This window comes from Methanothermobacter wolfeii, assembly GCF_025397995.1.
Lineage (GTDB): Archaea > Methanobacteriota > Methanobacteria > Methanobacteriales > Methanothermobacteraceae > Methanothermobacter > Methanothermobacter wolfei.
This window is the reverse complement of record NZ_CP104550.1, coordinates 150,653-163,480: the sequence shown is the minus strand read 5'-3', so window position 1 is coordinate 163,480 and position 12,828 is coordinate 150,653. Positions and strand designations below refer to the sequence as shown.

At 49.0% G+C, this 12,828-nt stretch carries 16 protein-coding genes; 11 read left to right on the top strand and 5 right to left on the bottom strand.

What is annotated here, in order from left to right; genetic code table 11:
* The first annotated feature begins 5 nt into the window (after window positions 1-5).
* The 6 genes from N5910_RS00860 (at window position 6) to N5910_RS00835 (ending at window position 4,049) form a co-directional block, all read left to right on the top strand.
* Window positions 6-251 carry a 50S ribosomal protein L31e gene (locus N5910_RS00860; protein ID WP_191216323.1) on the top strand — a complete coding sequence of 82 codons (246 nt, stop codon included), beginning with the start codon at window positions 6-8 and terminating at the stop codon, window positions 249-251.
* A 15-nt stretch (window positions 252-266) separates the two neighbouring features.
* Window positions 267-935 (top strand): translation initiation factor IF-6, encoded by a 669-nt coding sequence (locus tag N5910_RS00855; protein ID WP_074358323.1) that lies wholly within the window; start codon window positions 267-269, stop codon window positions 933-935.
* A 2-nt stretch (window positions 936-937) separates the two neighbouring features.
* A complete protein-coding gene (rpl18a, locus tag N5910_RS00850; RefSeq protein ID WP_074358322.1) occupies window positions 938-1,168 on the top strand; it encodes a 50S ribosomal protein L18Ae in 231 nt (76 codons plus the stop codon).
* A gap of 4 nt (window positions 1,169-1,172) precedes the next feature.
* A complete protein-coding gene (gene pfdA, locus N5910_RS00845; protein WP_074358321.1) occupies window positions 1,173-1,598 on the top strand; it encodes a prefoldin subunit alpha in 426 nt (141 codons plus the stop codon).
* Window positions 1,599-2,699 (top strand): signal recognition particle-docking protein FtsY, encoded by a 1,101-nt coding sequence (gene ftsY, locus N5910_RS00840; RefSeq protein WP_191216322.1) that lies wholly within the window; start codon window positions 1,599-1,601, stop codon window positions 2,697-2,699. It abuts the gene before it with no gap.
* Window positions 2,700-2,786: 87 nt separating this feature from the next.
* Entirely contained in the window at window positions 2,787-4,049 is a 1,263-nt protein-coding gene (locus N5910_RS00835; RefSeq protein ID WP_074358319.1) for a GAF domain-containing protein, read from the top strand.
* Between the two features lie 97 nt (window positions 4,050-4,146).
* Here N5910_RS00835 and dmpI read toward each other — a convergent pair whose 3' ends face one another.
* Window positions 4,147-4,335 (bottom strand): 4-oxalocrotonate tautomerase DmpI, encoded by a 189-nt coding sequence (dmpI, locus tag N5910_RS00830; RefSeq protein ID WP_074358318.1) that lies wholly within the window; start codon window positions 4,333-4,335, stop codon window positions 4,147-4,149.
* Between the two features lie 94 nt (window positions 4,336-4,429).
* On the opposite strand from dmpI, the gene N5910_RS00825 reads away from it, so the two are divergent.
* Window positions 4,430-4,882 carry a dCTP deaminase domain-containing protein gene (locus N5910_RS00825; protein ID WP_074359682.1) on the top strand — a complete coding sequence of 151 codons (453 nt, stop codon included), beginning with the start codon at window positions 4,430-4,432 and terminating at the stop codon, window positions 4,880-4,882.
* 235 nt (window positions 4,883-5,117) lie between these two features.
* Here N5910_RS00825 and N5910_RS09520 read toward each other — a convergent pair whose 3' ends face one another.
* Both N5910_RS09520 and N5910_RS00820 read right to left on the bottom strand, forming a co-directional pair.
* A complete protein-coding gene (locus N5910_RS09520; RefSeq protein ID WP_238337929.1) occupies window positions 5,118-5,642 on the bottom strand; it encodes an AMP-binding enzyme in 525 nt (174 codons plus the stop codon).
* Window positions 5,558-6,979, bottom strand: coding sequence for an acetate--CoA ligase (locus tag N5910_RS00820; protein WP_315901940.1), 1,422 nt, complete (start codon window positions 6,977-6,979; stop codon window positions 5,558-5,560). The genes N5910_RS09520 and N5910_RS00820 overlap by 85 nt, the downstream gene beginning before the upstream one ends.
* 183 nt (window positions 6,980-7,162) lie before the next feature.
* Here N5910_RS00820 and N5910_RS00815 point away from each other — a divergent pair, with 183 nt between their 5' ends.
* Complete coding sequence (locus N5910_RS00815) at window positions 7,163-8,740, top strand: thiamine pyrophosphate-binding protein (protein ID WP_074358317.1); 1,578 nt, start codon at window positions 7,163-7,165, stop codon at window positions 8,738-8,740.
* Window positions 8,741-8,939: 199 nt separating this feature from the next.
* Here N5910_RS00815 and N5910_RS00810 read toward each other — a convergent pair whose 3' ends face one another.
* Entirely contained in the window at window positions 8,940-10,097 is a 1,158-nt protein-coding gene (locus tag N5910_RS00810; RefSeq protein ID WP_074358316.1) for a pyridoxal-phosphate-dependent aminotransferase family protein, read from the bottom strand.
* Window positions 10,098-10,237: 140 nt separating this feature from the next.
* Between N5910_RS00810 and N5910_RS00805 the strand changes: the two genes are divergently transcribed.
* Both N5910_RS00805 and N5910_RS00800 read left to right on the top strand, forming a co-directional pair.
* Complete coding sequence (locus tag N5910_RS00805; protein WP_074358315.1) at window positions 10,238-10,936, top strand: 6-hydroxymethylpterin diphosphokinase MptE-like protein; 699 nt, start codon at window positions 10,238-10,240, stop codon at window positions 10,934-10,936.
* 32 nt (window positions 10,937-10,968) lie between these two features.
* Complete coding sequence (locus tag N5910_RS00800) at window positions 10,969-12,117, top strand: ORC1-type DNA replication protein (protein WP_074358314.1); 1,149 nt, start codon at window positions 10,969-10,971, stop codon at window positions 12,115-12,117.
* Here N5910_RS00800 and N5910_RS00795 read toward each other — a convergent pair.
* Window positions 12,112-12,279 carry a hypothetical protein gene (locus N5910_RS00795; RefSeq protein ID WP_191216320.1) on the bottom strand — a complete coding sequence of 56 codons (168 nt, stop codon included), beginning with the start codon at window positions 12,277-12,279 and terminating at the stop codon, window positions 12,112-12,114. The genes N5910_RS00800 and N5910_RS00795 overlap by 6 nt on opposite strands.
* Window positions 12,280-12,381: 102 nt before the next feature.
* Here N5910_RS00795 and N5910_RS00790 point away from each other — a divergent pair, with 102 nt between their 5' ends.
* Window positions 12,382-12,804 (top strand): archease, encoded by a 423-nt coding sequence (locus tag N5910_RS00790; RefSeq protein ID WP_074358313.1) that lies wholly within the window; start codon window positions 12,382-12,384, stop codon window positions 12,802-12,804.
* Window positions 12,805-12,828: the final 24 nt, after the last annotated feature.

Genomic DNA, 12,828 nt, shown 5'->3' with positions numbered 1-12,828 from the left:
TTTTCATGGAAAGAATCTACACTATACCGCTCAGAAAGGCAAAGAATGTTCCAAGGACAATCAGGGCACCCAAGGCAGTTAAGATTGTCCGTGAATTCCTCATGAAGCATATGAAGGCAGAGACCGTCAGGCTTGACGCTTCAATCAACGAGAAGTTATGGGAGAGGGGAATCCAGAAGATTCCTCCAAAGATAAAGGTAAAGGCCGTTAAGGATGAAGACGGTGTCGTTGAAGCCACACTCGAAGAATAAAAATGATGGTGGATTATGATTAGAAGGATCAACCTCAGCGGAAATCCTAATCTGGGAGTTTACATATCTGTAACCGATAGCGTTGCCCTGGTACCTCAGAATACCCCTGAAAAATTCGAGGATGCCCTCAGGGAAGCCCTTGATGTCGAGGTTCTCAGGGCATCCATCAGCGGAAGCAGCCTCAACGGTGCCCTTTCAGTGGGAAATTCAAATGGATTCATAGTCTCAAATCAGACCATGGACAGGGAAATCGAAGCCCTTGCAGGTGCCGGGCTTGAAGTTATGAGGATTCCTGACAGGTTCACTGCCGTCGGGAACCTTGTACTGGCCAATGACAACGGTGCAGTTGTAAGTCCGCTCCTCTCAGAGGATTCAGTTGACGTCATAAGGAAGGTGCTGGAGGTTGATGTTGAAGTATCCACAGTCGCAGGCCTCAATATCATAGGATCAGTTGGGGCTGCCACAAACCGTGGCGCGCTGCTCCATCCCCATGTTTCCAAGGAGGAGATGGAGATCATAGAGGGTGCTCTTGACGTTTCTGCAGATGTAGGCACCGTTAACCATGGAGTTACACTTGTGGGTGCATGTTCAGCGGCGAATTCAAACGGAGTCCTTGTGGGTGAAGAAACCACAGGACCTGAACTTGCAAGAATAGAAGAAGCTTTAGGTTTTCTTGAGGGATGAAAATGAAGACAAAGATATTTAGAGTTAAAGGAAAGTTTCTGATGGGTGAAAAGCTACAGCCCTTCACAAAGGAACTCAAGGCCATAAAGGAAGAGGAAATCTATGAAAAACTCTACTCAGAGTTCGGAAGCAAGCACAGAGTTCCAAGAAGCAAGGTTAAAATTGAGAAGATAGAGGAAATATCCCCTGAAGACGTCCAGGATCCCGTTGTCAAGGCGCTGGTCCAGAGGTGATCCCATGGAAGACCAGCAGAAGCTTGAGGAGATAGTGAACCAGCTCAACATATACCAGAGCCAGGCGGAGCTCATCCAGCAGCAGATGGAGACCGTCAGGGCGACCATAAGCGAACTGGAGATCCTTGAGAAGACCATCAATGATATCCAGGGAAAGGATGGCTCTGAGACTCTTGTTCCGGTCGGGGCCGGTTCATTCATCAGCGCTGAATTAAAGGACACCCAGAACATAGTTATGAGCGTTGGTGCAGGGGTTGCCATAAAGAAAAGTGTTGATGAGGCCTTGAAGACAGTTGAAAATGAAAAAAAGGAACTTGAGGCAACCCTTCAGAAGATGGGTGAGAATCTGCGCAAGATAACAGAAATCATGATGAAGCTATCTCCTCAGGCCGAGGAACTCCTTAAAAAGGTAAGGGGAAGTGAAGGGTAAGTGTTTGAATCTCTGAAGGAAAAATTCAGCAAAACCGTTGGCAAGATCACTGAAAAGGTCTCATCAAAGGATAAACCTGAAGAGGTTGCTGAAACAGGAAAGACTGTAGATGAAGCCGAGACCATAACCTCTGAGGAAAAGTCTGAAACTCCTGAAGCTGAGACCAAGGCTCCTGAAAAAACAGAAGCCCCTACTGAACCCGTAGAAGAGGAATCTGCTTCTGAAGAAGAGGGTGGTTCAGGCATATTTTCATTTTTCAGGGAAAAGAAGATATCCGAGAAGGATATTGAAGATGTTCTCTGGGAACTTGAGATGGCGCTCCTTGAAAGTGATGTTGCCCTTGATGTGGCTGAAAAGATCACCTCAGACCTCCGGGAGGAGCTAGTTGGTAAAAAGGTGAAAAGGAGCACCGAGATATCCGAGTACACCCTTGAAGCACTTAAAGGTGCCGTGTCCGATGTCCTCAGTGTCGAAGGTAAGGACCTTGATGAGTTAATTGAAACCAGAAAACCCCTTGTTATAATGTTTGTGGGGATAAATGGAACCGGTAAAACAACCACCATTGCAAAGGTTGCTAATTATTTCCTTAAAAGGGGACTTACACCTGTAATAGCAGCCGCCGATACCTTCCGTGCAGGCGCCATAGAACAGATATCCCACCACGCAGATAAACTGGGTATCAGGATAATAAGCCATCAGAAGGGTGCTGATCCGGCTGCAGTCGCCTTTGATGCCGTTTCACATGCAAAGGCACAGGGAAAGGATGTTGTCCTTATAGACACTGCAGGGCGGATGCAGACCAACATTAACCTCATGGATGAAATGGCCAAGATAAAGAGGGTTGTCAAACCGGACCTCATAGTATTCGTGGGTGATGCCCTCACAGGTAACGATGCTGTTGAGCAGGCCATGAAGTTCAATGAAGCTGTCGGTATAGATGCCGTGATACTTACAAAGGCCGATGCCGATGCCCGTGGAGGCGCGGCCCTCTCCATAGGATACATGATCGAGAAACCAATAATATTCCTAGGGACAGGTCAGGGATATGATGACCTCATGGAATTCAGACCTGAATGGATGGTTAACCAGTTATTCACGTAACCAGCTAAGACATGCACATGCCCTGCAATTTCATGAAAAGATTTTTATAAGCCTTTATTCTTACCTTCATCCATAGCGGGTTGATGAATGTCTGCCAAGATACTCCTTGTTGAAGACGAGGCAATAACAGCAATGGACCTCCAGAGAAAACTCGAGTTCTGGGGTTACACTGTTGTTGGAACTGCACATGACGGTCCCTCCGCCATTGAACTTGCAAGGGAACATGAACCGGACCTTATCCTAATGGACATAGTCCTCAAGGGGGACATTGACGGTGTTGAAGTTGCAGAGAGGATAAGAGACCTTGAAGTGCCGGTAGTCTTCATCTCAGCCCATTCAGAGGAGACCACCATGAGGAGGGCCGGGAATACATCGCCCTACGGTTATCTGATAAAACCCTTCGATGAGAAGGAACTCGTTTTTACCATTGAAATGGCCATCCACAGACACAGAAGTGACCGACAGGTTAAAAAGCTCAACCGGGCCCTTAGAATGCTCAGTGACTGCAACCAGGCAATAGTCAGGATAAAGGATGCTGATGAACTTTTAAATGAGATATGCAGGATCATTGTTGAGGTTGGCGGCTACAGGATGGCCTGGATAGGTCTGGCGGAGCATGATGAAGAAAAATCAGTGCATCCCATTGCAGAATACGGATTCCATGAGGGCTACCTGGACTCAATAAGGGTCAGCTGGGGTGATGATGAGTACGGTGCCGGTCCGGTAGGCGGATCCATTAGAAGATCAGAACCAGTCATCATTAGGAACACTGAGGATGATCCCAGGTTCAATCCCTGGAGGGATAAAGCTGTTGAGATGGGTTTCCTCTCAGTTATCGGTCTTCCACTCACCGTCAGCGGTGAAACCATTGCATCACTGGCAGTGTACTCCAGGGAAAGGGATGCCTTCGATGAGGAGGAAGTTGAGCTCCTGATGGAACTAGCTGGAGACATCTCATTCTACCTTGAATCAAAGAAGGAGATGGAAAGACTGGAAAATATCAGGGAATACTCTCCGGTAGGCATTTTAACCCTAAAGATGGATGAGGAACCCGTCATCATGGACATCAACATGGAAGCACGCCGGATGCTCCTGGATGAGGAACCCGTAGGAAAGAAACTGAGGGATGTAACCCATTTCATGAAAAAGGAGGTTTCAGAGATTTGCAACCTGGAGGATGGTACAGTGCATGATATGGACTGCGTTGAATATTCTGATGGAAAATCAACCAGATTCCTGAGCATCCGGGCTGTGCGGAGCGGTGATACCGTTTCAGTCTTTTTAAATGATATCACTGAATGCATCATGACCCGTAAGAGGCTTGAGGAATGTGAAGGTAGACTGAATTAGCCTTAAAAGATCTAATCCCCATCCTCAGATCACTGGAAGGAAGAAGCTGTGTTATATAACTCCTGTTGCATCAGTTTCATGAAAAAAGAAGAAGTTTTTACTGATCCCTGTCACAGAGAAGAACTCCACCTACACCCACATCTTCAGGGGGCATCTCCCTTATCAGTACCGTTATGGTTGACTCGGGAAGTTCCAGAACCTCACCTGAAACCCTGGTTATTCTCTTAACAAGTTCTCTCTTCTTTTCCTCCGTGATCTCGTTGCAGTATATCTGGATAACAGGCATTTCATCACCAAGATTATATTCTCTCCCTGTTTATATAAATCATTGAGTTATGTCTGAACCTTCAAGGATAGAAGTGAGTGAGGCGATGATCATGATGATCGGTGAAGATGGATTGAAGAAACTTTTCCCGGATTTCAGGGAACTTGTGCAGCCAGCAGGGATCGACCTGAGGGTTGATGAAGTTTACAGGCAGGCAGGGCCAGGGTCACTGATTGATGATAATAAGGAACTTCCTGAACTTGAAAGGCTTGAACCGCCAGTCTACCGGTTACAGCCAGGCACAGCCTACCTTGTAAGTGTCGACAGGAGGATAGAGATACCACGGGGGTATGCGATGCTCTACCTTCCAAGATCAACCCTTCTTCGATCCTTTGTATCCGTGCACACGGCCCTGGGGGATCCGGGTTTCAGGGGCACCCTCAGGTTCCTTGTCCATAACTATGGGAGCTATGAGTACACCCTCAAGAGGGGTGAAAGGATAGCCCAGGCGGTCGTATTCAGGGTTGATGGTTCGGGTGAGTACTCGGGAAGCTACCAGGAGGATTAGGCGGATAAGCCCCTGATAGTCGGCAGAGTGATGGTAGTCGGGCAGCTGCCATGGGGACCATGGCCTCAGAAACCCTGAAGGCCAGAAAAGTAATGGGGGTATCAGAGATGATCCATGGTGGTCTGATGGACGCTGCACTGGCTCACCAGACCCTTCCCTGAAGAATCAGTTGATGGGAGCTACCTGTGCCCCCTGCGATTCTTCCTACGAGGCAACCCCCTGAAGATTCCCTCTCTTAAAGGGGGTTTTCAAGCATGTCAACCGATTCAGGATTTGAAAGTGTGCTGGTATCCCCGGGGTCCTCACCCCTAACCTTCGCCTTTATAACCCTCCTCATTATCTTTCCGGACCTTGTCTTTGGAAGGTCATCAACAAATCCTATGTAGCTTGGACTTGCAATGGGGCCTATCTCCCTTCTTACATGCTCACGGAGTATCCCCTTAAGCCTGGGTGATGGTTCAGCATTATCCATCAGAACGACGAAGGCCGCTATCTCCTCACCCTTCAGGATGTCTGGTTTTCCCACAACCGCGGCCTCGGCAACCTTTGGGTGGCTTACAAGGGCTGATTCAACCTCCGCGGTGCTTATCCTGTGGCCGGCCACGTTAAGGACATCATCCTCCCTTCCCTGTATCCAGAAGTATCCGTCCTCATCGATCCTTGCAACATCACCGCTCAGGTATATTCCCGGGAATGTGCTCCAGTATGCCTCAAGGTACCTATCAGGGTCCTGAAGAGCGTCCTGAACATTGCAGGCCATGGAGTCCTTATCACCAGGTGCCCTCCCCTGCCCCTGATGCTTTCACCATCATCATCAACCACATCAGCAACAACCGTCGGGAAGGGCTTCCCTGCAGACCCTGGTTTAAGGGGTGTTACAGGGAGGGGCGTTATCATGTGCATCCCTGTCTCTGTCTGCCACCAGGTATCCATTATCGGGCACCTGCTGCCCCCTATGGTCCGATAGTACCACATCCATGCCTCGGGGTTTATCGGTTCCCCCACGGATCCAAGTATGCGGAGGGTGCTGAGATCGTACTTCTCAGGCCACTTCTCCCCGTACTTCATGAAAAGGCGGATGGTTGTGGGGGCCGTGTAGAAGAGTGTCACACCGTACCTTTCAATCATACTCCATATCCTTCCAGGGTCAGGGTAATCCGGGGCTCCCTCATAGATTATGGATGTTGCTCCCGCCATGAGTGGGGCGTATACGATGTAGCTGTGTCCGGTTATCCAGCCAATATCTGCAGCACACCACCATATATCCTCATCCTTCACATCAAAAACAAACCTGTAGGTGGCATTAACACCCACTGCATAGCCCCCATGGGTGTGGAGGACTCCCTTTGGCTTTCCTGTTGTGCCTGAAGTGTAGAGTATGAAGAGGGGATCCTCTGAGTCAAGTTCCTCACAGGCAAGTTCATAATCCATTCCTTCAAGGGCATCATCCCAGTAGATGTCCCTGCCCTCCTTCATGTTCACTTCCTCACCCAGGTGATCCACAACTATAACCTTCTCGATGGATGGGATATCGTCAACCACCATGTCCAGGGTTTCCTTGAGTTTGATGATCTTTCCGCGTCTGTAGAATGCGTCTGCAGTAATTGCAACCCTGGCCTCAGCATCCATGGCCCTTTCCTTGAAGGCCTTTGCCCAGAATCCGCTGAAGACGACGCTGTGGACGGCGCCTATGCGGGCGCAGGCAAGCATCGCCACCGGGAGCTCCGGTATCATCGGGAGGTATATGCTGACCCTGTCCCCCTTCTCAACACCCATGGCCCTCAGGGCCCCTGCAAGCCTGTTAACTTCCCTGTAAAGGTCATAGTAGGTGAGTTTCCTTATCCTTCCATCCTCCCCTTCCCATATGTAGGCCAGCCTGTTTTTAACCGGCCCCCTAACATGTCTGTCAAGTGCATTGAAGGTTATGTTGAATTTTCCATCCAGGAACCACCCTGCATGTGGAGGGTCCCATTCAAGGACCTTCCTGTATGGCTGGAACCATTCAAGTTCAGAGGCCATCTCATCCCAGAACCATTCAGGGTTGGCCTCTGCTCTTCTGAGGAGTTCATCATAGTCTTCAATACCCCTCTCATCCATTCATAGTTTAATGTTGCTTTTCTCTGCAAGTTCCCTGTCTGGATTGAAAATTCTTTCCTCCCTTAGAAGAGAATCCAGCTGTCCCGTCATAATAAACCCCCGCTCTGTTTTAATATTTATATTTCATGATTTAAATAGGTGGGAGTAGAACTATCATTATTGAAAGGTCCCGCAGATGATCGTATGAAAAGCTGTGCAGAGAAGATTGTTAGGATCCTTGAAGAGGCCGGTTTCAGACATGTTTTCGGACACCCGGGTGAACAGATACTGCCCATTTATGATGCTCTCAGGAAATCAGACATCCAGCACGTTCTGATGAGGCATGAGCAGGGTGCGGTTCATGCAGCTGATGGCTATGCCAGGGCATCCGGAGGACCGGGACTCTGTGTGGCCACGGGTGGTCCGGGAGCCCTCAACCTTGTAATGGGTGCTGCGGCTGCAAACATCGACTCGGTCCCGCTCCTGATGATAACAGGAGACCTCCCTGAATCAGGATCAGACCATGGAAGGTTTCAGGAGGTGGATACCTCTGGTGTCTTCGGGCCGGTTACCATGAAGACGACCACGCTATCAGGGGGGGATGAAGCACTATCAGCTGTAATGGATGCCATTGAAACCCTCAAAGGTCGTGGTGGTGTGATCCACATCAACATTCCAAGGGATGTCCTTGAATCAGATGCAGGGAGGGTCAGGAGGCAGCCCATTAAATCCCGCGGGTTCCCTGACCTCAAGGCTGCCCTGAGGCTTCTTAAATCTGCAGAGAGGCCCCTCATCCTCGCGGGGGGAGGGGTTGTCTGGGCCGGGGCATCAGAGGAACTCAGGGCCTTTGCAGGGAAACTCGGAATCCCCGTTGTAACCACCTACAGTGCACGGGGTGTCATCCCTGAGGACCATCCGCTCTGCCTCGGGATGGCGGGGACAAGGGGGACGCCGGCAGGTAACTATGCTGCGGGAAAATGTGATGTTCTCCTTGTGCTCGGTGCGAGGCTATCTGACAGAACCCTTGCAGCCATTGGAAACCCCAGGATAATCCATGTTAACCTGGACAGGGACGTCCTGAGGGGTGATGTCATGCTGGAGATGGATGTCAGGGATTTCCTGAAACAGGACATCCGGCGGACCCCTCCAGTGGAGTGGCTGAGGGAGCTTGAAGCCTGCAGGAATGCCCGGCCGGCCCCATACGAGGAGGAATTCATGGTAGAAGGGGAATTCAGGACCTCCCTTGCTGTAAGGGGAATCCTTGAAGCAGCCCCCGATGCCATAATAGTTAATGATGCTGGCAGCCACACAACCTGGGTGACCCTCTACAGGAAGGTCCTCAGGGAGCGCTCACTTATATTCTCAGGTGGATTCGGACCCATGGGTTATGGTCTTCCTGCTGCAGTGGGGGCGAGCCTTGCCGAGCCCCATGAGGATGTGGTCCTCATAGCAGGTGATGGCGGGTTCCAGATGACCATGCAGGAACTCGGTACCGTGGCTGAACTTGGACTTTCTGTTACAATGTGCATCCTGAACAACAGCCGGCTGGATGTCATAAGGCAGTGGCAGGAGATGAAGTACGGTGAAAGTTACGGTGTTGAACTGAAGAACCCTGACTTCGTGAAACTTGCAGGAGCCTATGGTATAGGTGCCGTGGGTGTTGAAAGCTATGATGACCTCTCAGATTCCCTGGAAATGGCCCTTGCATCCAGAGAACCATTCCTTCTGGATATCAAGGTTGTTGAAGAGGATATACCCCTACCCCACCCCCGGACTCCATGAAGATACAGGGATATAAGCCTCTGCTCCAAGGATTTATAAAGCCGCTTTTATTGAGAAAAAGGGTTATCAGGGAATTCTACTGACATGGAACTAAAAATACACCTGAGAAAAAGTATCAGGAAAAATCCCGCTGCTGACGGAACTAAAATAATACCTCCAGTTAGATTACTGCAATATAAAAAGTAAATGGGGGTGTGGTTCAGAGATTCTCAGGAAGGTAGGTGTCTGCAACTGCAGCCACGGCCTCACCCATCTCAACCTCGAATCCAAGTTCCCTCAGGGTCATCTCCAGACCTGAAATGGTGGTTATCAGTTCCCTGTGGGTTATGTTACCCATATGCCCTATCCTGAAGATCTTGCCCTTCAGATGGTCCTGTCCACCTGCAAGCTCAACATGGTACTTGTTCCTCATTGTACCCCTGAGCTCCCCGTCCGTAACCCCTTCAGGGAGTCTTACCGCGGTCACCGTGGTTGATGAAACAGACTCATCAGGGAAGAGTTCAAGGCCAAGTGCCTTTATAGCATTCCTTGTTGCCTCTGCAGCAAGTTTATGCCTCTTTATCCTGTTGTTAAGGCCCTCCTCCATTATAACCTTAAGGGCCTCGTGCATTGCGTAGATGAGTGAAACCGCAGGGGTGTATGGTGTTTCAGGGGGTTCAGCGTCGCCGCTCTTCCTGTACTTTTTAAGGTTCAGGTAATATGTCCTCGGGTTGCTGACTCCTTCAACGGCGCTCCATGCATCGTCACTCAGGGTTATGGCCGCCATACCCGGTGGTGCTGCAAGGCACTTCTGGGAGCCGGTTACACATATGTCTATACCATAACCATCAACGTCAACCTCATCCCCGCCCAGGGATGAAACAGTATCAACAACGTAGAGGGCGTCATAATCTGACATTATCTTCCCTATCTCCTTTATAGGGTTTGCAACACCGGTGGATGTTTCATTGTGGACGACTGTAACTGCCTTTATATCATCGTTCTCTTCGAGTGCGTAGCCGATTTCATCCGGGTTAACGGCTTTACCCCATTCAACATCGATCCTTATGGACTCGCCGCCGAAGGCCTCAACGATCTGGCTGAACCTCTGACCGAACTTGCCCCCAACTACATTGAGGACCTTATCACCCGGTTCAATTATATTTGCGATTGCAGCTTCCATTGCGGCTGTCCCCGAGCCTGTTAAAAGGTAAGACTTATTGTTTGTCCTGAAGACATCGGACATCATCTCACTGGTTTCAGAGAGGATCTTACCAAATAATGCGCTCCTGTGGTTAACAATGTTCTCTGACATTGCCTTAAGGACTCTCTGGGCCACCCTTGTAGGGCCAGGTATCATGAGCAGTGTTTCATCCATTCCAAAAAACCTCCAGATTAAAGTGCGTTTTAGAGCTGTTACTATTATTTAATCTGTACCTTTAAAAATATTTACACCCACCAGAAGGGCGTCCCTCTGGAACAAAAGCATGATATATTAAGGGCCTACAAATTTATCACATGGAACTTGAAGTGTGGTTAAGGTGGTATGCAGGGATACTTGAAGACTTTGGATTTGACAGGGCCGCCGATGAGGAGGCTGCAGAGTACCTGAGAGGGTTCCTTGAAGAACACGGGAGCATCGACCTCCATGGACTGGAACTCCCCTCAAGGAACTTCATAGTCTTCGGAGCAGGACCATCCCTGAAGGAGCATGCTGAGAGGTTCAGGGGACTGGATGAGAACCTTACCGTGGTATCTGCAGATGGAGCCACAACAGCGCTCCTTGAGGAGGGGATAGTGCCCCATATAATTGTAACGGACCTTGATGGCAGGGTGGAGGATATACTTGAGGCCAGCAGACTCGGGTCGACGATTGTGGTTCATGCCCATGGAAACAACCTTGAGAAACTCAGAAGGTACCTGCCCCTTCTAAAGAACCTGGCAGGGACAACCCAGAGCATCCCCTCCAGGCCCCTGTACAACTTTGGGGGTTTCACAGATGGTGACAGGGCTGTCTTCCTTGCAGTGGCCCTGGGTGCTGAGAGAATAATACTTGCAGGCATGGATTTCGGCGATACAGTTACAAGGTATTCCAGGCCAGGGATAAAGGGGGAAACCGCAAGGGCCGACCCTGTCAAGAAACTTAAACTTGAATATGCACGCAAATTGATAGAATGGATAAGGACAAACCGGGATGTTGAGATAGAAACCTGGTGAAGGTTAATCAATATACCGAACAGCTGATCAGTATGAAGGATCGTGGCGCGGAAAAAAGGAGTGTAAGGGACATTCTGCTTCATGATGAAACAGTATTCAGGGACATAAATGTCTTTGACCCTGACTATGTCCCTGAGAATTACAGGTACCGTGAATCACAGATGGAGGCCCTGGCAGTGTGCATAAGGCCCGCCCTCAGAAATGGCAGGCCTGTTAACGCCGTTGTACTGGGTTCCTGTGCAACCGGGAAAACAACCGCCATAAAGAAGATCTTCGAGATGGTTGAATCAACTTCTGAAAATGTCATATGCTGCTATATAAACTGCCAGTTACACACGACACGGTTCGGGATCTTTTCACAGATATACAGCAGGATATTCGGACATCAGCCCCCCGAAACAGGCGTCCCCTTCTCAAGGATATACCAGAGTATAATGCAGTACCTTGCGAAGGAGAATAAGGCCCTTGTTGTTGCACTGGATGATGTTAACTACCTCTTCTACAGTAAAAACGCCAACAAGGTCCTTTATGATATACTCAGGGCCCATGAAGTTTTTGATGGTGTCAGGACAGGAGTTTTTGCCATACTATCCGATATTGAATTCAGGTATGTCCTTGATAAGAACGTCAACTCGGTATTCATACCCCAGGAGATAGTGTTCCCCCCATATACACGTGAAGAGATATTCAACATCCTCAGGGACAGGGTGAGGGTCGGGTTCTATCCAGGGGTTATACCGGATGAACTCATTGAGAGGATAACTGACCATACAGTTAACACCGGCGACCTTCGATATGGTATAGACCTCCTGAGGGTCTGCGGCAACCTGGCTGAAGCCGATGCCTCGCCTGAGATAACCAGGAGGCACCTTGAAATGGCCGTTAAAAAAACAGGGCCAGTGACCCTAATGCATACAGTTAAAACCCTCAATGAACAGGAGAAGGAGTTCCTAAGGAGTGTCATGGACGCTGGTGACGGTGATATAACTGCAGGGGCGCTTTATAAGATCTTCCAGGGGAGGACAGGGGCAAGCTATTCCTCCTTCAACAGGACCATGGAGAAACTGGAATTCCTGAGGCTAATAGACACAAGGTTAACCGGTAAGGGTGTCCGTGGTAAATCAAGAATCGTGATCCTCCGTTTCAGTCTCCATGAACTTGAAAGGTGCCTTAACTCATAGCCCTGCAGGATAATTTGAGTTAGGCCCCGCAGCAACAGTTAAAATCCCCCATAGGAGAAGAAGCATTACCAGGAAGATCAGGACGCATGACTTGAGGTCAACGTACATTAAGAGCTCCAGGAAACGCCTCCTCATGCTGTGTGATTTCTTCAGACTGTACATATCATCATCTCCATAACATGCTTCATCATAAATCTATTTAAAAAAAGAGATAGAGAGCATCTGAAAAGTAATAAAGGAAAGGTTAAACTGAGGGATTAAAGGATGAAGAGGTTTGAATTCTTTGAAGTCACCGCGGATGCCGGTTACTGGGCATACGGACATACCCTTGAAGAGGTATTCGAAAACGCTGCCCTTGCAATGTTCGAAATAATGACGGACACCTCACTTGTGGCCAGGGAGGAGATAAGGAAAATTGAAGTCCGGTCTGAGGATGAAGTCTCACTGCTCTATGACTGGCTCGATGAACTGCTCTTCCTCCATGACACTGAATTTATTTTATTCAGTAAGTTCAATGTTAAAATAGATGAAACAGCTGATGGTTTTAAACTGCGGGGAACCGCAGCCGGCGAGAGGATAAAGGAAAAACATGAAAAAAGAGATGAGGTCAAGGCCGTCACATTCCACCTCATGGAAATAACATCTGAAGACGGTCTTATGAAGGCAAGGGTGATTCTTGACCTTTAAATAAATTATAAAACCATAAGGAGC